The sequence below is a fragment of the Microbacterium sp. A94 genome, assembly GCF_051842855.1.
Taxonomy (GTDB): domain Bacteria; phylum Actinomycetota; class Actinomycetes; order Actinomycetales; family Microbacteriaceae; genus Microbacterium.
Genome location: NZ_JBPXMU010000001.1, coordinates 167,846 through 190,304, shown reverse-complemented (window position 1 = coordinate 190,304; position 22,459 = coordinate 167,846). Strand labels below are relative to the sequence as shown.

Here is a 22,459-nt window from a genome sequence, read left to right as displayed (position 1 = left end):
CACTACTCCCCCACTTAGCACGCACTTTCTCTTTTCAAACAGCGGCGCCTGCCGCACCAAGACGAGAAAGTGAGAACCACCGGTGGGAGACCTCCAAACACTGTCAGGACCGATCGTTGTCCTGCTCATGCTGCTGTTCTTCGGCGGCAGCCTGTACATGTCGATTCGCATCTCCAAGAAGAAGGAGAACGCCGACGGCTACATGACTGCCGGCGGCAAGCTCGGATTCGGCATCTCTGCCGCATCGATGACCGCCACATGGATCTGGGCATCGTCAATGTATGCCTCAGCCACATCCGGCTACACGTACGGCATCTCCGGCCCTATTCACTACGGGCTCTGGGGTGCCCTGATGATTCTGCTCATCTACCCCTTCGGCCGTCGTATCCGCAAGGTCGCGCCGAAGGCGCACACCATCGCCGAAGTGATGTTCGCCCGACACGGCCGCTCCAGCCAACTCATGCTCGCCGGATCCAACGTGCTCGGCAGCGTTATCAGCCTCACCTCGAATCTGATCGCTGGTGGTGCGCTCATCTCGATGCTGTCGCCGTTCTCCTTCACGCAGGGCATCGTCGCCATCGCGATCGGCGTGCTGGCTTACACACTGTGGTCCGGTTTCCGAGCCTCGGTGCTGACTGACTTCGCGCAGGTCGTAGCCATCCTGGGTGCCGTAGCGATCATCGTCCCGATCATCTTTTTCGCCGCAGGCGGGCCTGATCTGTTCGTCGCGGGAGCGAAGAACCTCACTCCGCAACAGGGAGACTTCTTCTCCTCTGACGCGTTCTTCAACCAGGGTGCGCCGTACATCGCTGCCGTACTCGCCTACGCGATCGGCAACCAGACCATCGCCCAGCGCCTGTTCGCCGTGCGCGAGGATCTGATCAAGAAAACGTTCATCACCGCCACCTTCGGGTACGGCGCGAGCATTATCGGTATCGGCATGCTCGGAGTGATCGCGCTGTACGCCGGCATCGAGCCGATGGGCGGCGACGTCAACAACCTGATTCCACAGATGGCGGCAACTTATCTGCCACCTGTCTTGATCTGCCTGTTCTTCGTCATGATCATCGGTTCGCTGTCCTCGACCGCAGATGCCGATATGACGGCACTTTCATCGATCATGATGGCGGACATCTACGGTCAGAACATCGCCGGCAAGAAGAACGCCAACCCGAAGACGATGCTGCTCGTCGGCCGACTCACCATGGTCGGAGCGACTGCGGCAGCACTGGGCTTCGCGTCGATGCAGTTCAACATCCTCGATCTGCTCGTCTTCGTCGGTGCGATGTGGGGTGCGCTCGTGTTCCCCGTGATCGCGAGCTTCTACTGGAACCGCGTCACCAACGTCGCATTCAGCGTCGCTGTCGTCGCAGCCCTCGCCGCGTTCCTGCCGGTGCGCTTCGAGTGGGTCGATCTGTCCGGCGGGCTCGGCGTGGTCAGCGACGTGGTATCGGTGATCGGCATCGGCGTCGTGCTGGCGCTCATGTCGTTCGGGTTCTTCGGTCTGAGGGTCGCTCTCATCGTCGGAACTGTCGCAACCGTGGCATCCGCCCCGTTCGCGATCGGATTCTTGCACACATACCCCGTGCTGTCGGGATCGCTGGTCGCCTATGCGGTCAGCACTGTCGTATGCGTCGCTCTGACGATGATGAATAAGACCAAACGCTTCGACTTCAACCTCATCAGACAGCGCACCGGTGACTTCGACACTGCAGAATCCGAGATCATCGCGCAGGCCGAAACCGTCGTGAAAGACGCGGATGTCACTGGCACCACGGCATTCACAGGAAAGGACGCATGATGGAGATCATTCTGCTGACGGCATATGTGCTGGTCTGGCCGGTTGCGGTCATCGGCGTACTCGCCGTGATCATTCGTGCATTCACCAAGGATGCGCGCGAGGCCAAGCGTGAAGGGCGTCAGATCATCTGACGCCCTTCACGGGATTCCCAAGTGCGATGATGATCACATGATCACGAATCTCACGGCGCTTCAGGAGCAACTGCTGTCCAAGGCACGTTCAACGAACGCCCAGCGCGCCGCGGAGACGGTCTATGGCGGTCGCGACGCTGTCCTGCGTCAGACTGCCATGGCCCTCCTCGCGGGGGCTGAGCTTCCCGAGCATGAGAGCCCGCCGGAGGCGACGCTGCAGGTGCTCGTCGGAAGCGTGCAGCTCAACGGGCAGGACAGGCACTGGCAACTCACTGCCGGAGACGTCATCCCGATTCCGCCCGAGCGGCACAGCGTCAGAGCAGAGCAGGACAGCGTCTTCCTGCTGACGGTGCGACGCTCGGTGGAGTAGCCAGACCCTGCTGATCAGCCGGACGGGTTCTCCAACGGCATCCCGTTCGCATCCGTCTCGGACTTGTCACCGACGATCACTGGCGCAGACGACTGACCTCCGCCGTCGCCGATGCCGCCGGTGGGCTCGGACTCGACGACCGTGTGGCGCGTTCCACGCTCGCCAGCCAGGCGTGCACCGGCCATAACAGCCTCCTACGATAGGTCGCAGGCGCACACACTCCGAGGCCCTTGCGCCCATCGGAGTGCGAAGCTACAAGGAATCAGACGCCGGGTCGAACCGAGAGATCCGTGATCTGTGCGTCGCGTGGCAGGTCGAGGGCGGTGAGAATCGTCGTCGCGACCGACTCGGGGTCGATGAAGCGCTCGGGCACGTACTCGGTGCCCTCTTGCTGATGTACTCGCTCCTGCATCGGCGTCGCCGTACGTCCGGGGAAGATCGAACTCACCCGCACACCGTGCTCTGCTTCCTCGGCGCGCAACGCGTCGGCGAGAGCTTTGAGGCCGTGCTTGGATGCCGCATACGCCGCCCACTCGGCGTTCGCCCGCAGACCAGCACCCGAGTTCACGAACAGCACCTGACCGCGCGACACGCGCAGCACCGGTAGCATCAGTCGCGTCAGCTCGGCGGGAGCGATCAGATTCACGGCCAGCTGCTGCTCCCACAGTGTCGGCGGAAGGTCGGCAACGCGGCCGAGGTCGACGACTCCGGCGATATGGATGAGCGAATCGATGCGCTCCGGCAGCGGCTGCTTCGAGAACGCCCAGGAAAGACGTCCCGGTTGACTCAAGTCGCCGACGAGGGTCGTCGCGCCGGGGAACTCGGCAGCGATCGCGCGTGCTCGACCGGCATCCCGTGCGAGAAGAACGAGCTCGTCACCACGCTCGTGAAGGCGGCGTGTCAGTGCTGCACCGATTCCGGAACCGGCGCCGGTGATCAGATGCACAGCCATGCTACGGACGCTCGGAGGCGGTCTCGGTCAGCTCGAACGGCACGACAGGGCAGTCCTTCCACAGGCGCTCCAACCCGTAGAACACGCGCTCTTCCGAGTGGAAGACGTGCACGATCAGGTCGCCGAAGTCCAGGAGAATCCATCGCGATTCTGCGCGGCCCTCGCGGCGGACGCGCTTATGTCCCGCCTCGATGAGCTTGTCTTCGACCTCATCGGCGATCGCGGCGACATTGCGCTCGCTGTTTCCGGTAACGAGCAGGAAAATATCGACGAGCGGCAGAGGCTCTGAGACGTTCAGCGCGACGAGATCCTCTCCCCCTTTGGAGGAAGCGGCGTCTACGGCGAGTTGCAGCATCTCTTCGGCTGTTTCAGGTGATTGCATTAGAACACATTCGAGGTGAAGGCGATGACCAGAGCCGCCGCCAGGACGAGCGCCAGACCACCGGCGGTAATCGCCAGAGTCAGCATGAGCTTGTTGCCCTTTTCGGGCGCCGGTGGGCGGATGACCTCGCCGGCGGGTTTGATCGTGCTGACCGCGGCACTGGCTGCGATCGGCGTGGGTGAGGATGCCGGAGGCAGTTCCCCATCGATGAGAACGGCGTCTGCTTCCTTGCCGTCGGCGGTGCCGTGGGCGTGCCCCTGCGAGCCGATGCCCCGCGGCAGTTCGTAGCTGCCGGTGACCAGAATCTCGCCGGTAGAAGCAACGGGCCCGGACAGCGAGCCCTCCCCTGCGGACGGAGTGAAGATCAGGGTGTTCGGTGCGAGGTTCTGTGATCCACCCGAGTCCGAAGTGATCAGTTCATCGAACGACGGTGTGAAGGCGGGAACAGCGGACTGCTCGGTGAACAGTTCCTTGCCGAACTCGGGATTGACTACAGGGGCTTCATCGACGACGTTCTCATCGACGACGTTCTCATCGACGACGTTCTCGTCGACGGGCTCGTCTTCAGCGGTCGGCAGGTCTGCTTCTGCGGGCCGCTCTTCAACGGCCAGTTCATCCGTCTCATCGGACTCTTCGACGGCTACGGGTTCGACAGCAACGGGTTCGACAACATCCCATTCGATCGCCGACTTTGCGGCAAAAGGCATTTCGGTCGCGGCTTCTTCGTCGACAGATTCTTCATCGACAGCTTCTTCGGTCGAAACAGCGTCATCGTCGACGAGCTCCGGCTCGATAACCGGAACAGATGCGGTACGAATGAGCTCCTGCTGTCGAACACGGCGACGAGTCAACGGCGCCTCGCCGGTTTCCGGATCGATCTCGGGTTCCGGAGCGGATGCGACGGGCGGGGCGGGCGACGGAACGGGCGCGACCTTTGCCGCCGCAGCGTCTTCTTCGCTGATGATCGGCGTGGTGCCGGTCAGACGCATCTCTCGCAATTGCTTGCGGGTCAGCGGCTGGCTTCCCGGCTGATCCGATGTTGTCATGCCTTGCTCCGATACAGATGATGCTTCGCTATGTACTGGACGACGCCGTCCGGAACGAGGTACCAAACGGGCTGGTCGTCACCTACACGGTCACGGCATGCAGTCGACGAGATCGACAATGCCGGAACCTCGAGTTGGCTGACATTCTCGCTCGGCAGGCCATCCGTACTCAGCTCGTGCCCAGGACGGGAGACCGCGACGAAATGAGCCAACTCCCACAACTCATCATGGTCCCTCCAACTGAGAATTTGCGCTACGGCATCTGCTCCGGTGATGAAGAACAGCTCAGCATCCGGACGCTCATTCTTGAGGTCACGCAGCGTGTCTTTCGTGTAGGTCGGACCGCCACGGTCGATGTCGACGCGACTCACCGTGAACTGAGGGTTCGATGCGGTCGCGATCACCGTCATCAGATAGCGGTGCTCACTGGGGCTGACATTCGCCTTCTGCCAGGGATGCCCCGTCGGGACGAAGACAACCTCGTCAAGGTCGAACGAGTGCGCAACTTCGCTCGCCGCGACCAGGTGCCCATGATGGATCGGGTCGAACGTCCCGCCCATCACTCCGATACGGGGGGCACGCGTGGTCGTCGTCTTCATACGCCCTAGTGGCCGTGTCCGTCGGTGCCGTGTCCGTCAACACCGTGCTGCTTGGCCCAGGCCTCTGCCTTAGCCGAGTGACGGTTGGCAACATGGCGGTACGAGAACGTAACCAACGCGAGCAGCCCGAACAGGATCGCGGCGATGACACCGAAGATAAATGTCTCCGCAGCCACGTTCCCGTGGTGCTCAGTTTCGGCGGTGGCCATCGCAAGCTGTGCGATGAGGTTCATCCTGACTCCGTTTCGTGACCGGTTGCGAGTAGACGCTCCCCCATCCTATCGCTCAGCCGCGGGTCTGACCTGACCCACGCGCCAGCCACTTGGTGCTGGTGAGCTCTGACAGTCCCATCGGCCCGCGCGCGTGCAGTTTCTGCGTCGAGATCCCGACCTCGGCTCCAAAGCCGAACTCGGCGCCGTCTGTGAAACGCGTCGATGCATTCACCATCACCACCGCGGAGTCCACCTCGGCGAGGAATCGCTCGGCACTGCGAGAATCCGTCGTCACGATCGACTCGGTGTGGCCGGTGCTGTACTCACGAATATGTGCCAGCGCCTCATCGAGAGTGTCAACGACCTTGATCGCGATCTCGAGGCCGAGATACTCGGTGGCCCAGTCCTCTTCCGTTGCCGGAATCACTTCGGTGACCAGGCCCGCCACCACATCGTCACCGTGGATAGCAACGCCTTCACTCTTCAGCGCAGCGCCGATCAGCGGAATCAGCCGCGGTGCTGCCGCACGCAGTACGAGCACGGTCTCCACCGCGTTGCACACGCTCGGACGCTGCACCTTCGCATTCACGACGATGTCCCGCGCCCACTCGTCCGGCGCGCTCTCGTCGAGGACGATGTGCACGTTACCGGCGCCCGTCTCGATGACCGGCACCGTCGATTCGGTGACGACGGTTTCGATGAGTCCTGCACTACCGCGCGGAATGAGAACATCCACGAAGCCTCTCCCCTGCATCAAAGCCTTGGCGCCGTCCCGACCGAAGTCGTCCACGGTCTGAATCGCCTCCGCTGTGATGCCGGCGTTCGTCAGTGCATCGCGCATGACCTGAACGAGCACCGTGTTCGATTCGCGTGCTGCACTGCCACCGCGCAGCACGCTCGCATTGCCGGAGCGCAGCGCCAGCGCAGCGATGTCTACAGTGACGTTGGGGCGGGCCTCGTAAATGGCTCCCACCACCCCGAAGGGCACGCGGACCTGTTCAAGAGCGACACCATTGGGCATGCGGTGTCCGCCGAGCACCTGTCCGACCGGATCGGCGAGGGCTGCGACCTCTCGGACCGACGAAGCGAGAGCCGCGACCCGCCGCTCGTCGAGCCGCAGCCGATCGATGAGAGACTCACCGATGCCATCTGCGCGTCCACGTTCGACATCACGGGTGTTCGCCTCGATGATGTCGGCCGCCTTCGCCTCGAGGGCGTGGGCGATCGCTTCCAGCGCTTTGGCCTTCTCATCGCTGGTCAGGCGTGCGGTCGCACGTGAAGCTTCTTTCGCACGCGAAAGCCGGTGCTGCGGGGTCTCGACGGTCATGCCGCCAGCTTATCGAGACTGCGTCCGGCGGGCGCCGCGTATGACGCTTCAGCCGATGGGCGACACGGCCTGCTCAGCAGGCTCGAACCAGGTACCGATATCGGCGCCCTTCAGCGCACTGTCGACAAGATTCGCACTGGTCACCAGAACTCCGATTCCGGATGCTGCCGCCAGCCGCGCTGCGGACGCCTTCGTGGCTGCACCTCCGGTACCGACACTGTTGACCACGGTCGCACCGAATTCCATCCCGGCGAGGTCGGCATCGGCGGCTATGACGTCGATCGGTTCAGCACCCGGCTCCGACGGCGGTTTCGTGTACAGCGCTTCGACGTCGCTCAACAGCACCAGGGCATCCGCCTCGATCAACTGCGCAACCAGGGCGGCCAACCGGTCGTTATCGCCGAAGCGGATCTCCTGCGTCGCCACCGTGTCGTTCTCATTGACGATCGGGATCACGCGCAGGCTCAGCATCCGATCCATGGCTCGGCGCGCGTTGCTGCGCGAGGTGACCTGCTCCAGATCACCGGTGGTCAGCAAAACCTGACCGGCGACGATCTTGAAGGGACGCAACGCTTCGAGATAGCGGTACACGAGCACATTCTGCCCGACTGCTGCCGCCGCCTGCTGGGTCGCCAGATCAGTCGGTCGGGCTTCCAGATCCAGATCCAGATAGGGAATCCCCGTCGCGATGGCACCGGATGAGACCAGGACGATCTCGCAGCCACGGGCATGCGCCGAAGCCAGCGCGTGCACGATCATCGGGATACGCCACGACGACTCACCACTGATGGACGAGGAACCGACCTTGACGACGATGCGCTCGGCGTGCGCAAGCTCCGCACGCGTACGTGCGGTCATGCGCCTTCTCCGTCGTAGTCCTCCTCGGCCGTGACACGACGCTTGTGCTCCTGCTCGGCCCGTTCCACTGCTCGCGCATCCATGCGCTCGTAGTACTGCTCGCGGCGCTCTTGCGTGGTGCGACGCGAGTTCGGGGCCAGTCGAGGATCGGTTCCGCGCGGTGCCGCCACCAGCTCGGCAGCCGAACGCACGGACGGCTCCCAATCGAATACGAGCCCCTCGCCTTCGCCGATGACGACGGTGGCGCCCGGTGTCGCACCGAGGCGGAAGAGCTCCTCCTCGACGCCGAGACGCTCGAGCCGGTCGGCGAGATAGCCGACGGCCTCTTCGTTCTGGAAGTCCGTCTGCTGCACCCAGCGCACCGGCTTATCGCCGATAATCCGGTAGTAGTTCCCGTAGGAGCCACCCTCCATCCGGATAGTGAACGCCTTCTCCGAACCACGCGGGCGAATGACGATCGGTTCAGCCGGCATCTCGACAGCGTTTTGCGCTCGGTGCTGCTCGACGATGTCGCCGAGAGCGAATGTCAACGGGCGAAGCCCCTCATGCGAGACCGTCGAGATGTCGAACACGCGGAACCCGCGCGCTTCCAACTCAGGGCGGACGAGATCAGCGAGATCACGAGCTTCAGGAACGTCGATCTTGTTGAGTGCGATCAGCTGCGGGCGATCAAGCAGGGGAATCTGCCCCTCTGGAACCTCGTACGCTGCGAGTTCGGCGAGAATGACGTCAAGATCAGAGATCGGGTCGCGTCCGGGATCGAGCGTCGCGCAGTCGAGCACGTGCAACAGCGCCGAACAGCGCTCGACGTGACGGAGGAACTCCAGGCCCAGCCCGCGCCCCTCACTTGCTCCCTCGATGAGCCCGGGGACATCCGCGATCGTGTAGCGGGATTCCCCGGCCTGCACGACGCCGAGGTTAGGATGCAACGTTGTGAACGGGTAGTCGGCGATCTTCGGCCGCGCAGCAGACACAGCCGCGATCAAGCTCGATTTACCGGCCGAGGGGTATCCCACCAGCGCCACATCGGCAACGGTCTTGAGCTCGAGGATGATCTCGCCCTCGAAGCCCGGCGTGCCCAGCAGCGCGAAGCCAGGGGCCTTGCGCTTGGTCGTGGCCAGCGCAGCGTTTCCGAGGCCTCCACGTCCGCCTTCGGCGACGACAACGCGCTGGCCTGGTGCGACCATGTCGACCAGGACCTCGCCGTCCACCTTCTTCACGACCGTGCCTACCGGAACGGGCAACACCAGTTCTTCACCGGCGTAGCCGGCGCGGTGATCGCCCATGCCGAATCCGCCGTTGCCGGAAGAACGGTGCTGTGAGTGGTGGTACGACAGCAGTGTTCCGACCTGCGGGTCGGCGACCAGGGTGATGTTGCCGCCATCGCCGCCGTTGCCGCCGTCCGGGCCGCCCAAGGGCTTGAACTTCTCACGGTGAACGGAGACACAACCGTTGCCGCCCTTACCGGCGCGCAGTTGCAGCTTCACCGTGTCGACGAACGTAACCATGTGTCCCTCTCAGTCCCTGCTTGTGACAGGCTCAGCGACCGGCCGAGTGCGGATACGCAGACGGGGCGGGCCGAAGCCCGCCCCGTCTGGATGTCTACTGTGTTGCGACTACTGAGCAGCAGCGACGATGTTGACGACCTTGCGGCCGCCCTTCGCGCCGAACTCGACCGCGCCCGCTTCCAGAGCGAACAGCGTGTCGTCGCCGCCACGGCCGACGCCTGCGCCGGGGTGGAAGTGCGTGCCGCGCTGACGGACGATAATCTCGCCTGCGCTGACCTGCTGGCCGCCGAAACGCTTTACGCCAAGACGCTGGGCGTTGGAGTCACGACCGTTACGGGTGGAGCTTGCGCCCTTTTTGTGTGCCATGTCCTGAGCCTCTTCTGTGCTTACTTGATGCCGGTGATCTTGACGCGCGTGAGCTCCTGGCGGTGGCCCTGACGCTTCTTGTAACCGGTCTTGTTCTTGTACTTCTGGATGACGATCTTCGGGCCGCGGAGGTTGCCGACGACCTCAGCCGTGACCTTGACCTTCGCGAGCGTGTCAGCGTCGGTGGTCACCGTAGCGCCGTCGACGAGGAGCACAGCGGGAAGCTCGATCTTCTCGCCCTGGGCTGCCTGAACACGATCGAGCTGAACGATCGTGCCGACCTCGACCTTCTCCTGCCGTCCACCGGCGCGCACTACTGCGTAAACCACTTGATACCTGTTTCGTTGGGGAGCTGAACGCTCCGTAAATCTCACGGGAAGACTGTGCCTGCGTTCATCGCAAGTCCGACGGTGCGAGCCCGGCTGTACCGCACTTACACGTGGGGACGACTCAGCTCGCGCACCAAGGGACAACTTTACCGGATCAGAGGCTCACTCGCAAAGCGAGCCTCTACCGTGTCGCGCAACAGTAGGATCACGGCGTGACCCTACTGATCGATGATCCCATCTGGCCCGCGCACGGACGTCGTTGGTCTCATCTGGTCAGTGACTTCAGTTTAGACGAACTCCACGCATTTGCGCGCCAAAATCACCTGCCGGCGAGATCTTTCGACCTCGACCACTATGACGTGCCTGAGGACGCCGTCCCCCGACTCATTGCCGCCGGTGCCGTACCGGTCGGCGGCAAAGAGCTCACCAGGAGATTGATCGCCTCAGGACTCCGAATCCCCGCTCGCGACCGAAGTCGCTGACGAGTTCACCGAGATCGGCGTTCCGGTCAGCGCAGCGGTCGTCACCCGGCGACGGTTGCGCCCCTGCCCCGGAGCCTTCGGCTCGGGAAGTGCATCCAGGACCGAATCCAGGAGTTGTTCAGCTTCAGTCTTGGGCGCCTTGCCGCGATCGGACGAACGCTTCTTGCGCGGTTTCTTCGGACGCTCCGACGCCACCGGCTCTTCGCGTTCGACGACCGGAACGATGACGGGTGCATCAGCTACCGGCGCAAGCGTCGACGCAGCGATCTGTGCGAGCGCGGTCTTTGCCCCTTCCGGGATGCTGTGCGCGACAGGGCTCGGAGCCTGCGAGTTCTGGTTCTGCTGGTTACTGTTTCCGCCGCGCTGGCGACGGTTGTTCGACTGACCGGAGTTGTTCGAGCTCGAACGGTGCTTCACGACCGGATCGTGATGCACGACGACGCCGCGGCCTGCACAGACCTCGCAGGCTTCGCTGAATGTCTCCAGCAGTCCCAGACCGAGCTTCTTGCGCGTCATCTGCACCAGACCCAGCGAGGTGACCTCGGCAACCTGGTGCTTCGTACGGTCACGACTCAAGCATTCGATGAGCCTGCGCAACACGAGGTCGCGGTTAGATTCGAGAACCATGTCGATGAAGTCGACGACGATGATGCCGCCAATGTCACGCAACCGCAACTGACGGACGATCTCTTCAGCCGCTTCGAGGTTGTTCTTCGTGACCGTCTCTTCGAGATTTCCGCCAGACCCGACGAACTTGCCGGTGTTCACGTCGACGACAGTCATCGCCTCGGTGCGGTCGATGACCAGCGATCCACCCGACGGTAGCCAGACCTTGCGGTCAAGCGCCTTCTCGATCTGCTCGGTGATCCGGAAAGCGTCGAACGGATCCGTCTCGTCCTCGTAGGGCTCGACCCGCTCCAGCAGATCAGGGGCAACGCTTTCGAGGTACCCCCGAATCGTGTTCTGGGACTCTTCGCCCTGAATCAGCATCTTCGTGAAGTCCTCGTTGAAGACGTCACGCACGATCTTGACCAGCAGGTCGGGCTCAGCGTGCAGCAGTGCCGGAGCCTGCTGGCTGTCGACCTGCTTGCGGATGTGCTCCCACTGAGCAGTCAGGCGCTGCACATCGCGCGTCAACTGGTCTTCAGTGGCGCCTTCAGCCGCGGTCCGGACGATAACGCCACTGGACTCGGGCAGCACCTCCTTGAGGATCCGCTTCAGGCGTGCCCGCTCGTTATCGGGAAGTTTGCGGCTGATGCCGTTCATCGACCCACCGGGCACGTACACCAGGTAGCGGCCGGGCAATGAGATCTGGCTGGTCAGGCGAGCGCCCTTGTGGCCCACCGGATCCTTCGTGACCTGCACGAGAACTCGGTCGCCGGGCTTGAGTGCGAGCTCGATGCGTCGCGGCTGATTTCCGGTCTCGACGCCGTCCCAGTCGACCTCTCCGGAATACAGCACTGCGTTGCGTCCGCGGCCGATGTCGACGAAGGCGGCTTCCATGCTCGGCAGCACATTCTGTACGCGGCCGAGGTAGACGTTGCCGATGAGGGACGCGTCCTGGTTGCGCGCGACGTAGTGCTCCACGAGCACAGCATCCTCAAGCACACCGATCTGGGTCCGTCCGTTCTTCGAACGCACGACCATCTTGCGGTCAACCGATTCGCGCCGAGCGAGGAACTCCGCCTCGGTCACGACCGGGCGGCGCCGTCCGGCGTCGCGCCCATCCCGCCGACGCTGTCTCTTGGCTTCAAGTCGCGTGGAGCCCTTGATCGCCTTCGGCTCGGTGATGTACTCAACAACACGCTGGCGCTGACGCGGCTCGTCGCGCTGTTCGTCCGTGTCCGTGCTGCCGCCACGGCGGCGGCGCCCACGGCGTCCGGAACCCGACTCCTCGTGATCGCGGTCATGGTCACGATCGCGATCACGGTCGCGGTGGCTTCCGTGATCAGGACCCGCGAGCGCAGGCAACGGAACGATCTCCGGCGCGTAGAAGTGCAGCTGCGTGGAAACCTGCGAGACGAACACCTCGGGGATCAGCCCCAGCGCGACAGCGGTCAGCGGCTGTTCGGCTTCGACCTCCTCGATCACGGAGGTTTCCGGCGTTATCGGACTCTCCGCGTTCTCGTCGATGGTAGGTGTGTTGTTGTCATTGTTCTCATCGGCCATCTCTGGCTTACTCCCTGCGCGGAACACCCGGTGCTCCGCGAATTCTCATGCGGCACCCGCAGGTTCCGCGAACTCACTAGGTTTGCGACCGGCTCGTAGCTCTGGTCGCGAGGGGCATTGGACCCCGAAGTCTGCGTCGATGCTTCGTACGGCACGCCGAGCGCATGCATCTCAGCTCATTATCGCACCATGTTGGCCAGTTCGCGGCATCCGGGGTCCACGGATGTTATTCGCGGCGCACTTCACGTCGCATCCATAGCGTTCGCTGAGATAATCCGGATATGAGCGAGCAGCGCACCCGGCCCACCTTCTACGCTGTATGGCTGATCATTGCCAGCATCATCGGCTGGTGGGCTGCTTTCCAGCTCACGATCGACAAGTTCATCCAATTGGCGAACCCGGATGCCGATCTCAGCTGCAACATCAGCACGATGATCCAGTGTGGCAAGAACCTCGACTCGTGGCAGGGCGAGGTCTTCGGTTTCGCCAATCCGATCATCGGGTTGACCGGCTGGATGGCTCCGCTGGTGGTCGGGGTGGCTATTCTCGCCGGTGCGAAGTTCCCGCGGTGGTTCTGGGCGGCCTTCGGCGCCGGCATCACCTTCGCGTTCGTCTTCATCTGCTGGTTGATCTCGCAGAGCCTCTACGCGACCAACCTCGGCTACCTGTGCCCGTTCTGCATGCTGACCTGGTCCGTCACGATTCCGACGTTCTTGGCAACAATGGTGCACCTGTTCCGTAACGGCACCTTCACCCGTTCCGAGCGAGTGATGGCGCGCGCTGACCGCCTGATGGCCTGGGTGCCGTTGGCGACGATCCTGGCCTACGCCGTCATCATCACAATGATCCAGATGCGTGGTCTAGATCTGCTGGGCGAAGTCGTCGGCATGATCTTCTGACGCGACAGCGACCCAGAAAAAGCGCGAAGCCCGCGACCTCAGGTCGCGGGCTTCGTGCTTTTCAGCTCAGATCAGGCGAACCAGATTCCCAGCTCACGGGCTGCGGATTCTGGGCTGTCCGAGCCGTGCACGAGGTTCTGCTGCACGGCCAGGCCCCAGTCGCGACCGAAGTCGCCACGGATGGTTCCTGGCGCAGCCCCCGTCGGGTCAGTCGTGCCGGCGAGCGAGCGGAAGCCCTCGATGACCCGGTTGCCTGCGAGGCGGATCGCCACGGAAGGTCCCGACATCATGAACTCCAGCAGCGGCTCGTAGAAGGGCTTGCCTTCGTGTTCTGCATAGTGGGCCGCGAGACGGTCGCGGTCGGGCTCGACGAGACGAATGTCCACGAGTGCGTAGCCCTTCGCCTCAATGCGGGCAAGGATGGATCCGGTCAGTCCGCGGGCGACGCCGTCCGGCTTGACGAGGACAAGGGTTTCTTCGGTGGCCATGTCAATCACTCTCTGTGTGAGTTTCGGTTTCAGAACTGTTCGGATTCGCGACGGCTGGACGTTGTGCATCCAACCGGGCCCCCATGATCGTCGCATATGCCCACATGCCGCCAAAAACCAGCGCCGCGATCACGATGGCAGGAACGAAGATTCCCGCTAGCGCCACGATGACCTGCAGCACCCATCCGGCCCCGATGGCCCAGGGTTTGGTGATCATGCCGGCGACGACGACCATCGCCAGCGCAACGACGGCGCCACCGACGATCGCCCACCATTGCGGGATACCGTCCGGCAGAGCATTCAGGCCGAAAATCGTAAGGCCGGCGAGAATGACCACGATCGCTTCAAAGCCGAGCACCATGGGCGCGAGCTTCTGTACCAGTGTGCGCGGAGCACGCGCGGGACGAGGAGCGGTTGCTGGATCATTCATGCGTGCCACCCTGACTTCCAGTCTTCCTCGTCCGCGAGCAGCATGGCCTCACCAGCGAGCACAATGGATCCGGCGATCACCACTGCGCGGCGCTCGGACGAGGCTGCCCATTCTCGAGCGGCGTCGGCAGCATCTGCGAGCGCGGGGAGAACCGTGACACGATGCCCGGTCGCCTCGACGAGATCGCCGATCAGGTCGGCGTCGCTCGCGCGCTCCGATGTCGGAGACGTCGCGAAGATGTGCGCTGCGGCCGGGGCGAGCTCAGCGATAATCCCGGCTGCATCCTTGTCGGCGAGTACACCGATGACCAGGCCCCATTCATCGAAGTCGAAGCTGTCGTCCAACGACTGAGCGAGTGCCTTCGCACCGTGCGGATTGTGCGCTGCATCCACGATCACCGTCGGCGCGATGCCGAGCAACTGCAGGCGTCCAGGAGACGTCGCCCCCTGCAGACCATCTGTGATGATGTCATCGGCGATGCGCTGTGATGCGCCGCCGATCAGCGACTCGACCGCCGCGACAGCAAGAGCTGCATTGTGCCCCTGGTGCGCACCATATATGGGCAGATACTCCTCGACATACACGCCGGCCAGACCGCGGATCGTGATCAGCTGCCCGCCGACGGCGAGCTTCTGCTCCGCGAGACCGAACTCGTCACCCTCGAACGCGATCGTTGCGTCCTGCTCTGCTGCGACACGGCGCAGCACAGCGGCCACGTCATCCGGTTGCTGCGCTGACACGACGGCTGCACCCTGCTTGATGATTCCGGCCTTGACCTCGGCGATCTGGGTGATCGTACTGCCCAAGCGGTCGACGTGGTCGATGGCAATGGGCGTGAACACCGCAACGTCGCCGTCGGCGGTGTTGGTCGAGTCCCATGCGCCGCCCATGCCCACTTCGAGAACGAGCACATCGACCGGAGCATCCGATGCCGCGACAAAAGCGAGAACAGTGAGCAGTTCGAAGAAGGTCAGCGGCTCGTCGCCAGCCGTTTCGAGCTCAGCATCCACAATCCCGACGAAGGGTTCGATCTCGTCCCAGGCGTCAGCGATCGCAGCATCCGCGATGGGCTCGCCGTCGATCTTGATGCGTTCGGTGAAGCGTTCCAGGTGCGGGCTGGTGAACAGGCCGGTGCGCAGGCCGTGCGCGCGCAGGAGACTCTCAATCATGCGCGCGGTCGACGTCTTGCCGTTGGTGCCGGTTATGTGCACGACGCGGTACGTCTTCTGCGGATCATCGAGCAGCTCGAGGATGCGGGCGGTGCGCTCCATGCGCGGTTGCACCCACCGCTCGCCGGCGCGAGCCAGCAGCGCGTCATACACAGCATCGGCGCGGTTGCGGTCAGACATTCTTCGCTCCCTCGATGTTCGTATCGATCGTCACGATGATGGCTGCCTTCTCTGATCCGAGCGTCGTGGCGCCACTACAGAAGACTCCGTCGCCGGGGTTCGTAACGTTCTGCACTAGCTCATCAATGTCATCGGTCGCCTGCACGGCAAATCCGATAGCGAGGGTCTCCCCCGCGATCAGCTCAGCGTGTGCCTGCAACGCCTCCGCGTTCGCCGCCGAGACGTTGAGTGCGAGCACGATACGGTCACTGACATCGAGACCGGCGTTCTTTCGCGCTTCCTGAACGACCCGGATGGCGTCACGCGCCATACCCTCGGATTCCAGCTCCGGGGTCGTCTGCGTGTCAAGCAGCACGAAGCCGCCGCTCGGGAGGATCGCGAGGGCTTCGCCCTCGGGCCGGCCGGAGGTTTCCAAAGCCATCTCGTACTCGGATGGTTCCAGCGCGATGCCGTCGACGACGACCACGCCATCGCGTTCTTCCCAGAGCCCAGCACGTGCACCCCTGATGACGTGCTGCACCTGCTTACCCAGACGCGGGCCGGCCGCACGGGCATTGACGCTGAGGCGATGGCTGATGCCGTACTCGGCGGCTGCGGTGTCTGTGAGCTTCACCAGCTCAACGGATTTGACGTTGAGCTCATCGCGCAGGATGTCCTCGAACTGACCGAGCGAATCGGCAAGTGGTGAAACAACACTGAACCGGGCAAGCGGCAGGCGCACACGCAGCTTCTCTTTCTTACGTAGCGCATTGCCGACGTTGGAGAATTCGCGCACAGCATCCATCGCGCCCTTGATGTCGTCGGCTGCGGGGAACGCATCAGCATCCGGCCAATCCGTCAGGTGCACACTGCGCCCACCGGTGAGCCCCTGCCAGACCTTCTCGCCGACCAGCGGAACGAGCGGCGCTGCCACCCGGCAGAGCGTCTCGAGTACCGTGTACAGCGTGTCGAAAGCCTCACGGCTCTTCGGCTCGTCGGTCACACCCACCCAGAACCGGTCGCGCGATCGGCGGATGTACCAGTTCGTGAGCACCTCGGCGAAATCACGCAGGCGAGCGGATGCCGTCGTCGAGTCCAGCCCCTCGAGATCGGATGCCACGTCCCGCACAAGATCGCCCAGGCGGGCGAGGATGTAGCGGTCAAGAACGTCGGTGGAGTCGGTGCGCCAGGTGGCCTCGTAGCCATCGCCGGACGCGTTCGCGTAGGTGACGAAGAAGTACCACGAGTTCCACAGCGGAAGCAGGAACTCCCGGACGCCCGCACGGATGCCCTCCTCCGTGACCGCGAGGTTGCCGCCGCGAAGAACGGAGCTCGACATCAGGAACCAGCGCATCGCGTCGGAGCCGTCACGGTCGAGCACCTCGGAGACGTCCGGGTAGTTGCGCAACGACTTCGACATCTTGTAGCCGTCACTGCCCAGGACGATGCCATGGCAGCTGACCCCGGTGAACGCAGGCCGGTCGAACAGCGCCGTCGAGAGCACATGCATCACGTAGAACCAGCCACGAGTCTGCCCGATGTATTCGACGATGAAGTCCGCCGGCGAATGCGAGTCGAACCACTCCTGGTTCTCGAACGGGTAGTGCACCTGCGCGTACGGCATGGATCCCGAATCGAACCACACATCGAAGACGTCCTCGATACGGCGCATCGTGCTCGCGCCGGTGGGATCGTCCGGATTCGGGCGCGTCAGGTGATCGATGTACGGACGGTGCAGGTCGATCTCGCCCTCGGGGTTGCGCGGCAGCGCTCCGAAATCGCGCTCGAGCTCTTCAAGCGAACCGTACGCGTCGACGCGCGGGTACTCCGGGTCGTCGCTCTTCCAGATCGGGATGGGCGAGCCCCAGTAGCGGCTGCGGCTGATCGACCAGTCGCGCGCACCCTCGAGCCACTTACCGAACTGGCCCTCCTTGACGTTTTCCGGCACCCAGGTGATCTGCTCGTTGTTCGCGAGCAGGTCGTCCTTGATGTCGGTGACGCGGATGAACCAGCTCGACACCGCCTTGTAGATCAGGGGGTTGCGGCAGCGCCAGCAGTGCGGGTAGCTGTGCTCGTAGCTCGCCTCACGGATCAGACGTCCGCTGTCCTTGATGAGACGGATCAACGGACGGTTGGCATCCATCCACAGTTCCCCGGCGACGTCGGTGACGTTCGGCAGGAACTTGCCACTGTCATCGAGGGACAGGATGGTCGGGATGCCAGCCTGATCGCTGAGCCGCTTATCATCCTCACCGTAGGCCGGGGCCTGGTGGACGATACCGGTGCCATCGGTGGTTGTGACGTAGTCATCGACGAGGATCTGCCACGCGTTCTCGGTGCCGTACGTCTCAACGTCCGTGTAGTAGTCGAACAGCGGCTCGTAGCGCAGGCCACCGAGCTCGGCGCCGGTGATGGCGCGCTCGACGGCTGCGGATGCGGATGCCGCATCCTCGTAACCGAGCTCCTTCGCGTAGCCGCCCAACAGGTCGACGGCGAGCAGGTAGCGTTCAGTGCCTTCGGCATGCGGCACGACCACGTAGGAGATCTCCGGCCCCACGGCGAGCGCGACGTTGGTCGGAAGCGTCCACGGGGTCGTCGTCCACGCGAGGGCGCGCACGCCGGCGAGGCCCTGGGCCTCAGCATCCGATCCCATCAGAGGGAAGGAGACCGTCACAGAGGGGTCCTGACGCATCTGGTAGACGTCGTCGTCCATGCGCAGCTCGTGGGCACTCAGCGGTGTCTCATCGCGCCAGCAGTAGGGCAGCACACGGTAGCCCTCGTAGGCGAGGCCCTTGTCGTACAGGGTCTTGAATGCCCACAGCACGCTCTCCATGTAACCGAGATCGAGCGTCTTGTACCCGCGGTCGAAGTCGACCCAGCGCGCCTGACGCGTGACGTACGCCTTCCACTCCTCGGTGTAGGCAAGAACGGAACTCTTCGCCTTCTCGTTGAAGACGTCGATACCCATGTCTTCAATCTCGGCCTTCTCGGTGAGTCCGAGTTGCTTCATCGCCTCAAGCTCGGCGGGAAGACCGTGGGTGTCCCAGCCGAAGACACGGTCGACCTTCTTACCGCGCATGGTCTGGAAGCGCGGGAAGAGGTCCTTGGCGTATCCGGTCAGCAGATGACCGTAGTGCGGCAGCCCGTTAGCGAAGGGAGGGCCGTCGTAGAAGACCCACTCGTCGGCGCCGTCACGCTGGGCGATGGATGCCCGGAAGGTGTCGTCCTGCTTCCAGAAGTCGAGGATCTCCTGCTCGATCTGCGGGAACCGCGGGCTGGACGGAACGGCGGCGGGGCCGAAGGCTGAGGTGCCTGCGCTGGCCGAAGGGCGTGGGTAGGTCATCATGTCTCGCAGTGTCGTGGGCGGATGCTGCTTGCGAGGACGATCTTGTGCAAAGACCGCGGTACCACCCCACGTGCTCTTCGCCCCTTCGACAAACTCAGGGATCGATGAACCACTCTCACTGCGGCGATGACGGGCCTGCCCCGCTCGGTTCTAGTTGCAGTCACCTGCGTTCTTCCGAGAGCTCCCCGGTGATGGCCGGATCAAAGCGTGTACGTCCATTGTACGCGCGGAGGGCGCTGCGCAGGAACTTCGCAGAACATCACGAATCTCGCAGGTTTGAGGCGAATCTCTGCGAGATTGATGCGGTCCTGCGGGGTATGCGCTCGGGCTGCGCGGCTCAGGCACGTCGGGAAGCGAGATGCAGCCCCTGCGCAACAGCGCGCATGATGAGATCTTGCACCATGTGCCACTCATCCATCAGTTGGTCGTAGCTGATGCGGATCACGTGGTAACCCATGAGCTTGAGCTCCGCGTCATGCCGAATATCTTCGGAACGCTGCTCGCCGACATGGTGTCCGCCATCGATCTGCAGCACGAGCCGGTCACCGATCAAGGCGTCCACACGATGCCCGGCAATCCAGATCTGCGTCCGAATGGGGAGCTTCAGCCAGCGCAGGCGCGGACGCAGATAGCTCTCGGTTCCGGCGTCCGCGAACGGCTGCACTTCGCTCAGCAGTCGACGAGCGGACGGACGAAGCGGGAGATTCCCCATCGACTCACGGGCAATCAGGCCGAGCTTGAGCGCCGATTCCCAGGTCGCCAGAGCCTGTTCGTACGGCTCACACTCCGCGATGATGGCAAGCACGTTCTCGATCGAATCCTCCAGCACCCCCGGTGGGCGGGGAATCAACGGCTTGGACCAGTGCACGCGGATGTGCGTCGGCTTCCCGCCTGCGCTCCCCGGGGTCGCTGCTACGTGCACGCCCGGGTTCTGGTCATGCACCCAGACTCCGAGCCGGCGGGCCTGCGTCACACAGGAGAGCACGACCCCGCGCTGCGCAGCCGAGACCAGCAGCGGCGACGCATCAGGCAGGGCCACCCACCCCTGCCTGATGCGCTGAATCGCACCGGTGGCAAGAGCAGCGTCGAAATCGGCACGACGAAACCCGAGATCGATCAGCGCGGACACTCGTGCGACACCGCCGAGGTCTGCGACTTCGAGGGAGATATCTCGACGTGCGCGTGGATGCATGAACGAGACTGTGGCACAGCATCGGCACAGCCGTGGCGCTCGATCACGTGTTCTGCGTAGAGGCCTGGGAACTCTCGATCTGTGCAGAACGAGTGGCGATCCCTCGCAGAACAACCCATAGTTCGCAGGAACCGCGGCGGATCGTGCGAAATTAGTGCGGTCCTGCGAAGTTCGTGCTGAGTCTTACCCCGGCACCAGCCCGAACACGGCGACGTCGTGGCGGACAGGGCCCACTGGCAGCGCGCTGCGCAGAGTTCCCTCGTGGGTGAAGCCCAGGCGTTCAGCCAGGCGGATGCTGCGGACATTGTGCGCGGCAGTACGAATCTCCGCGCGTTCGATGCCATCGGCGAACATGTCTGAGATCAGAGCTTGACAGGCCCGCAGGACGATCCCTTTGCCCTCGGCCTCAGCTGCGATCCAGTAGCCGAGCTCCCCCGTCCGGTAGTACCGATCCAGCTGCGCAGACACCGATCCGATCGGCCGCCCGTGTTGCAGCACCACCGTGGGGATGGCAGTACCGGCAATGAACCGCCGCAGCTGCTCGCTGTTCCAGTCGTCGTCCACCCCGTCAGGGTCGAGATTGTGTGCCCAGGGCTCCCACTGACGCAGCCGCTCGAGATTGGCCAGGGCAACCGGACGCACCGCCCGAGCCAGATCGGGTGTCCGCAAGGCCAAGGTGATCCCGTCGCCGAGGTCCCGCTCGAAGCCCATCAGCGGTGGTATCCGTGCATGTCGTCCTGAACGCCGTTGATCCAGATCTCATCGCCGCCATCGGGGTCGGCAATGCGGATCGTGCGCGCAAAGGCCTCATCCACGACGGATGCTGCAAACCCGGCATCCCGCAATCGCGCAGCACGAGCATCGAGGTCTCCGCGTGCCTCGAACGAGAGTCCGATCCGTGGCTCTCCGGCGTGCAGTCCGATCGAGCCCCCATCACAGAGCATCTCGGTCCAGCCGCCGCGATCAGCGGCGATCCCGGCCCGGAATCCGAGCGCCTCAAGAATCGCACGCGGCTGCGTGAGGTCTTTCTGGAACCAGATCGGCTGCACGGCGATCTCGCCGGCACCGCGCTGCACTGCTCCCTCAGACACGGAGATCGAGACACCGGATGCCGCACGCACCACGAGCATCTCCCCCACGCCTTCCATCGTCATCGCCTCGACGTCGAATGCAGCAAGGGCGGATGCCGCAGCATCCGTGTCTTCGACGATGAGGTGGATCTCGGTCACACCCGGTCGGTGCTCGTCCGTCGCCCCGTGCACGGCGAGGACGCCGTCGGCGTGAAACTCGGCCCACTCCGGTGCCGGCGGGAAGGGGGCAACGAACCCGAGGGCCTCGGCCAGCGTCCACCAGCGCTCGGGCTGCGCGGTGTACAGGATCTGCTGTACGACGGTCATGACTGTTCCTCCAGGTATCCCCGCAGCGCTGCCTCGACGAGCCCAGACAGACTCGTGCCCTCATCGATTGCTCGGTGCTTGATCTCGCGGATCAACTCCGGAGGGAGATAGACGTTGAACTGCGCCTTCTTCTCGCCAGACCCACTTGCTTGCATGCTAGCAATTTAGCATGCAGTACCCGATAGCCTCGACCTATGGCCCGAGTAACCGATTCTCCTGCAGCTCCGCGACTCTCACCGCCCGATCTCCCGCCGCACCTCGAGCCAGCACGCCCCTCTCGCGGCGCCGACATTCTGCAGTCGGCGCTGGAACTGTCCGGTGACGTCGATCTCGCCCATTGTTCGCTCGAGCAGTGCACCATCACGGCCGACGCGAACAGCATCGATCTCACCGGAGCCACGATTCTCGACGTCGCCGCCACAGATCTGCGCGCCGCGTCCATCACGCTGCGCAATGCTGGCATCCGTCGTCTGCGCATCAGCGGCGGACGCATCGGGACCCTCGACCTCAGCGGCACGCGCATCAACGAACTCGAGATCCGCGACGTGCGCATCGATTATCTGACGCTCGGCGGTGCGAAGGCGACAGACGTCCTCATCACGGACGCGACCATCCGCACCCTCGATCTCCCCCAGGCCGAGATCTCACGCATGGCGTTCAGTGGATGCCGCAGCGAAGAGGTCGACCCACGCGGCCTGCGCGCCAAGGACGTCGATCTGCGCGGACTCGACGCTGATGTCTTCGTGGATGCCACGAGTCTGCGCGGCACGACGCTCACGACCTTTCAGATCCAGCAACTCGCCCCGGCGATCGCCGCGGGGCTGGGCATTCGGATCCTGGACTGAGC

At 63.7% G+C, this 22,459-nt stretch carries 26 protein-coding genes; 6 read left to right on the top strand and 20 right to left on the bottom strand.

The window, feature by feature from the left end:
* The first annotated feature begins 127 nt into the window (after positions 1 to 127).
* From ACSU1L_RS00975 to ACSU1L_RS00965, 3 genes are read left to right on the top strand one after another with little or no spacing between them, the layout of a single operon-like run.
* Positions 128 to 1,801 carry a sodium:solute symporter family protein gene (locus ACSU1L_RS00975; protein WP_439255026.1) on the top strand — a complete coding sequence of 558 codons (1,674 nt, stop codon included), beginning with the start codon at positions 128 to 130 and terminating at the stop codon, positions 1,799 to 1,801.
* Positions 1,798 to 1,932: a putative transporter small subunit gene (locus ACSU1L_RS00970; RefSeq protein ID WP_439254303.1), complete on the top strand. Its 135-nt coding sequence runs from the start codon at positions 1,798 to 1,800 to the stop codon at positions 1,930 to 1,932. Before ACSU1L_RS00975 ends, ACSU1L_RS00970 begins: the two co-directional genes overlap by 4 nt.
* 37 nt (positions 1,933 to 1,969) lie before the next feature.
* On the top strand, positions 1,970 to 2,302 hold the full coding sequence (locus tag ACSU1L_RS00965; protein WP_439254302.1) for a cupin domain-containing protein: 333 nt from the start codon (positions 1,970 to 1,972) through the stop codon (positions 2,300 to 2,302).
* A gap of 14 nt (positions 2,303 to 2,316) precedes the next feature.
* On the opposite strand, the gene ACSU1L_RS00960 is transcribed toward ACSU1L_RS00965, so the two are convergent.
* The 11 genes from ACSU1L_RS00960 to rplU form a co-directional block, all read right to left on the bottom strand.
* Positions 2,317 to 2,487 (bottom strand): hypothetical protein, encoded by a 171-nt coding sequence (locus tag ACSU1L_RS00960; RefSeq protein WP_439254300.1) that lies wholly within the window; start codon positions 2,485 to 2,487, stop codon positions 2,317 to 2,319.
* Positions 2,488 to 2,564: 77 nt separating this feature from the next.
* Positions 2,565 to 3,254, bottom strand: a complete 690-nt coding sequence (locus tag ACSU1L_RS00955) for an SDR family oxidoreductase (RefSeq protein WP_439254299.1) — start codon at positions 3,252 to 3,254, stop codon at positions 2,565 to 2,567.
* 1 nt (position 3,255) lies between these two features.
* Positions 3,256 to 3,636 carry a ribosome silencing factor gene (rsfS, locus tag ACSU1L_RS00950; protein ID WP_438255441.1) on the bottom strand — a complete coding sequence of 127 codons (381 nt, stop codon included), beginning with the start codon at positions 3,634 to 3,636 and terminating at the stop codon, positions 3,256 to 3,258.
* Positions 3,636 to 4,682, bottom strand: coding sequence for a hypothetical protein (locus ACSU1L_RS00945; protein ID WP_439254297.1), 1,047 nt, complete (start codon positions 4,680 to 4,682; stop codon positions 3,636 to 3,638). Before ACSU1L_RS00945 ends, rsfS begins: the two co-directional genes overlap by 1 nt.
* Positions 4,679 to 5,281: a nicotinate-nucleotide adenylyltransferase gene (gene nadD, locus ACSU1L_RS00940; protein ID WP_438255439.1), complete on the bottom strand. Its 603-nt coding sequence runs from the start codon at positions 5,279 to 5,281 to the stop codon at positions 4,679 to 4,681. The genes ACSU1L_RS00945 and nadD overlap by 4 nt, the downstream gene beginning before the upstream one ends.
* Positions 5,282 to 5,286: 5 nt before the next feature.
* A complete protein-coding gene (locus tag ACSU1L_RS00935; RefSeq protein ID WP_438255438.1) occupies positions 5,287 to 5,514 on the bottom strand; it encodes a hypothetical protein in 228 nt (75 codons plus the stop codon).
* A gap of 52 nt (positions 5,515 to 5,566) precedes the next feature.
* Complete coding sequence (locus ACSU1L_RS00930) at positions 5,567 to 6,820, bottom strand: glutamate-5-semialdehyde dehydrogenase (RefSeq protein WP_439254294.1); 1,254 nt, start codon at positions 6,818 to 6,820, stop codon at positions 5,567 to 5,569.
* Positions 6,821 to 6,868: 48 nt separating this feature from the next.
* Positions 6,869 to 7,678: a glutamate 5-kinase gene (gene proB / locus ACSU1L_RS00925; RefSeq protein ID WP_438255436.1), complete on the bottom strand. Its 810-nt coding sequence runs from the start codon at positions 7,676 to 7,678 to the stop codon at positions 6,869 to 6,871.
* Positions 7,675 to 9,186 (bottom strand): GTPase ObgE, encoded by a 1,512-nt coding sequence (gene obgE / locus ACSU1L_RS00920; protein WP_438255435.1) that lies wholly within the window; start codon positions 9,184 to 9,186, stop codon positions 7,675 to 7,677. The genes proB and obgE overlap by 4 nt, the downstream gene beginning before the upstream one ends.
* Before the next feature lie 108 nt (positions 9,187 to 9,294).
* The gene (gene rpmA / locus ACSU1L_RS00915) at positions 9,295 to 9,552 is read right to left on the bottom strand and encodes a 50S ribosomal protein L27 (RefSeq protein WP_438255434.1); all 258 of its coding nucleotides are present in this window, start codon (positions 9,550 to 9,552) and stop codon (positions 9,295 to 9,297) included.
* Between the two features lie 20 nt (positions 9,553 to 9,572).
* The gene (gene rplU, locus ACSU1L_RS00910; RefSeq protein ID WP_438255433.1) at positions 9,573 to 9,881 is read right to left on the bottom strand and encodes a 50S ribosomal protein L21; all 309 of its coding nucleotides are present in this window, start codon (positions 9,879 to 9,881) and stop codon (positions 9,573 to 9,575) included.
* Positions 9,882 to 10,093: 212 nt separating this feature from the next.
* On the opposite strand from rplU, the gene ACSU1L_RS00905 reads away from it, so the two are divergent.
* Complete coding sequence (locus ACSU1L_RS00905; protein ID WP_438255432.1) at positions 10,094 to 10,363, top strand: DUF4031 domain-containing protein; 270 nt, start codon at positions 10,094 to 10,096, stop codon at positions 10,361 to 10,363.
* On the opposite strand, the gene ACSU1L_RS00900 is transcribed toward ACSU1L_RS00905, so the two are convergent.
* The gene (locus ACSU1L_RS00900) at positions 10,325 to 12,532 is read right to left on the bottom strand and encodes an Rne/Rng family ribonuclease (protein WP_438255431.1); all 2,208 of its coding nucleotides are present in this window, start codon (positions 12,530 to 12,532) and stop codon (positions 10,325 to 10,327) included. The two genes, ACSU1L_RS00905 and ACSU1L_RS00900, sit on opposite strands and share 39 nt — an antisense overlap.
* A 281-nt stretch (positions 12,533 to 12,813) precedes the next feature.
* Between ACSU1L_RS00900 and ACSU1L_RS00895 the strand changes: the two genes are divergently transcribed.
* Positions 12,814 to 13,431 carry a vitamin K epoxide reductase family protein gene (locus ACSU1L_RS00895; RefSeq protein WP_439254293.1) on the top strand — a complete coding sequence of 206 codons (618 nt, stop codon included), beginning with the start codon at positions 12,814 to 12,816 and terminating at the stop codon, positions 13,429 to 13,431.
* 71 nt (positions 13,432 to 13,502) lie between these two features.
* On the opposite strand, the gene ndk is transcribed toward ACSU1L_RS00895, so the two are convergent.
* From ndk to ACSU1L_RS00855, 8 genes are all read right to left on the bottom strand, one after another.
* Positions 13,503 to 13,919 (bottom strand): nucleoside-diphosphate kinase, encoded by a 417-nt coding sequence (gene ndk, locus ACSU1L_RS00890; RefSeq protein ID WP_438255429.1) that lies wholly within the window; start codon positions 13,917 to 13,919, stop codon positions 13,503 to 13,505.
* A 1-nt stretch (position 13,920) separates the two neighbouring features.
* Positions 13,921 to 14,349: a DUF4233 domain-containing protein gene (locus ACSU1L_RS00885; RefSeq protein ID WP_439254292.1), complete on the bottom strand. Its 429-nt coding sequence runs from the start codon at positions 14,347 to 14,349 to the stop codon at positions 13,921 to 13,923.
* Positions 14,346 to 15,698: a bifunctional folylpolyglutamate synthase/dihydrofolate synthase gene (locus tag ACSU1L_RS00880; RefSeq protein ID WP_439254291.1), complete on the bottom strand. Its 1,353-nt coding sequence runs from the start codon at positions 15,696 to 15,698 to the stop codon at positions 14,346 to 14,348. The genes ACSU1L_RS00885 and ACSU1L_RS00880 overlap by 4 nt, the downstream gene beginning before the upstream one ends.
* The gene (gene ileS / locus ACSU1L_RS00875) at positions 15,691 to 19,020 is read right to left on the bottom strand and encodes an isoleucine--tRNA ligase (protein ID WP_439255025.1); all 3,330 of its coding nucleotides are present in this window, start codon (positions 19,018 to 19,020) and stop codon (positions 15,691 to 15,693) included. The genes ACSU1L_RS00880 and ileS overlap by 8 nt, the downstream gene beginning before the upstream one ends.
* A 340-nt stretch (positions 19,021 to 19,360) precedes the next feature.
* Positions 19,361 to 20,215, bottom strand: a complete 855-nt coding sequence (locus ACSU1L_RS00870) for an endonuclease domain-containing protein (RefSeq protein ID WP_439254289.1) — start codon at positions 20,213 to 20,215, stop codon at positions 19,361 to 19,363.
* A 183-nt stretch (positions 20,216 to 20,398) separates the two neighbouring features.
* Complete coding sequence (locus ACSU1L_RS00865) at positions 20,399 to 20,926, bottom strand: GNAT family N-acetyltransferase (protein ID WP_438255425.1); 528 nt, start codon at positions 20,924 to 20,926, stop codon at positions 20,399 to 20,401.
* Positions 20,926 to 21,612 (bottom strand): hypothetical protein, encoded by a 687-nt coding sequence (locus tag ACSU1L_RS00860; protein ID WP_439254288.1) that lies wholly within the window; start codon positions 21,610 to 21,612, stop codon positions 20,926 to 20,928. The genes ACSU1L_RS00865 and ACSU1L_RS00860 overlap by 1 nt, the downstream gene beginning before the upstream one ends.
* Entirely contained in the window at positions 21,609 to 21,767 is a 159-nt protein-coding gene (locus tag ACSU1L_RS00855; RefSeq protein ID WP_439254287.1) for a CopG family transcriptional regulator, read from the bottom strand. Before ACSU1L_RS00855 ends, ACSU1L_RS00860 begins: the two co-directional genes overlap by 4 nt.
* Before the next feature lie 39 nt (positions 21,768 to 21,806).
* Between ACSU1L_RS00855 and ACSU1L_RS00850 the strand changes: the two genes are divergently transcribed.
* Complete coding sequence (locus tag ACSU1L_RS00850; protein ID WP_438255422.1) at positions 21,807 to 22,457, top strand: pentapeptide repeat-containing protein; 651 nt, start codon at positions 21,807 to 21,809, stop codon at positions 22,455 to 22,457.
* Positions 22,458 to 22,459 lie beyond the last annotated feature (2 nt).

Excerpts from the sequence above, each read along its gene's own strand:
- ACSU1L_RS00975 (WP_439255026.1), top strand. The coding sequence starts at position 128 with ATGCTGCTGTTCTTCGGCGGCAGCCTGTACATGTCGATTCGCATCTCC.
- ACSU1L_RS00970 (WP_439254303.1), top strand. The coding sequence starts at position 1,798 with ATGATGGAGATCATTCTGCTGACGGCATATGTGCTGGTCTGGCCGGTT.
- ACSU1L_RS00965 (WP_439254302.1), top strand. The coding sequence starts at position 1,970 with ATGATCACGAATCTCACGGCGCTTCAGGAGCAACTGCTGTCCAAGGCA.
- ACSU1L_RS00960 (WP_439254300.1), bottom strand. The coding sequence starts at position 2,487 with ATGGCCGGTGCACGCCTGGCTGGCGAGCGTGGAACGCGCCACACGGTC.
- ACSU1L_RS00955 (WP_439254299.1), bottom strand. The coding sequence starts at position 3,254 with ATGGCTGTGCATCTGATCACCGGCGCCGGTTCCGGAATCGGTGCAGCA.
- rsfS (WP_438255441.1), bottom strand. The coding sequence starts at position 3,636 with ATGCAATCACCTGAAACAGCCGAAGAGATGCTGCAACTCGCCGTAGAC.
- ACSU1L_RS00945 (WP_439254297.1), bottom strand. The coding sequence starts at position 4,682 with ATGACAACATCGGATCAGCCGGGAAGCCAGCCGCTGACCCGCAAGCAA.
- nadD (WP_438255439.1), bottom strand. The coding sequence starts at position 5,281 with ATGAAGACGACGACCACGCGTGCCCCCCGTATCGGAGTGATGGGCGGG.
- ACSU1L_RS00935 (WP_438255438.1), bottom strand. The coding sequence starts at position 5,514 with ATGAACCTCATCGCACAGCTTGCGATGGCCACCGCCGAAACTGAGCAC.
- ACSU1L_RS00930 (WP_439254294.1), bottom strand. The coding sequence starts at position 6,820 with ATGACCGTCGAGACCCCGCAGCACCGGCTTTCGCGTGCGAAAGAAGCT.
- proB (WP_438255436.1), bottom strand. The coding sequence starts at position 7,678 with ATGACCGCACGTACGCGTGCGGAGCTTGCGCACGCCGAGCGCATCGTC.
- obgE (WP_438255435.1), bottom strand. The coding sequence starts at position 9,186 with ATGGTTACGTTCGTCGACACGGTGAAGCTGCAACTGCGCGCCGGTAAG.
- rpmA (WP_438255434.1), bottom strand. The coding sequence starts at position 9,552 with ATGGCACACAAAAAGGGCGCAAGCTCCACCCGTAACGGTCGTGACTCC.
- ACSU1L_RS00900 (WP_438255431.1), bottom strand. The coding sequence starts at position 12,532 with ATGGCCGATGAGAACAATGACAACAACACACCTACCATCGACGAGAAC.
- ACSU1L_RS00895 (WP_439254293.1), top strand. The coding sequence starts at position 12,814 with ATGAGCGAGCAGCGCACCCGGCCCACCTTCTACGCTGTATGGCTGATC.
- ndk (WP_438255429.1), bottom strand. The coding sequence starts at position 13,919 with ATGGCCACCGAAGAAACCCTTGTCCTCGTCAAGCCGGACGGCGTCGCC.
- ACSU1L_RS00885 (WP_439254292.1), bottom strand. The coding sequence starts at position 14,349 with ATGAATGATCCAGCAACCGCTCCTCGTCCCGCGCGTGCTCCGCGCACA.
- ACSU1L_RS00880 (WP_439254291.1), bottom strand. The coding sequence starts at position 15,698 with ATGTCTGACCGCAACCGCGCCGATGCTGTGTATGACGCGCTGCTGGCT.
- ileS (WP_439255025.1), bottom strand. The coding sequence starts at position 19,020 with ATGACCTACCCACGCCCTTCGGCCAGCGCAGGCACCTCAGCCTTCGGC.
- ACSU1L_RS00870 (WP_439254289.1), bottom strand. The coding sequence starts at position 20,215 with ATGCATCCACGCGCACGTCGAGATATCTCCCTCGAAGTCGCAGACCTC.
- ACSU1L_RS00865 (WP_438255425.1), bottom strand. The coding sequence starts at position 20,926 with ATGGGCTTCGAGCGGGACCTCGGCGACGGGATCACCTTGGCCTTGCGG.
- ACSU1L_RS00860 (WP_439254288.1), bottom strand. The coding sequence starts at position 21,612 with ATGACCGTCGTACAGCAGATCCTGTACACCGCGCAGCCCGAGCGCTGG.
- ACSU1L_RS00855 (WP_439254287.1), bottom strand. The coding sequence starts at position 21,767 with ATGCAAGCAAGTGGGTCTGGCGAGAAGAAGGCGCAGTTCAACGTCTAT.
- ACSU1L_RS00850 (WP_438255422.1), top strand. The coding sequence starts at position 21,807 with ATGGCCCGAGTAACCGATTCTCCTGCAGCTCCGCGACTCTCACCGCCC.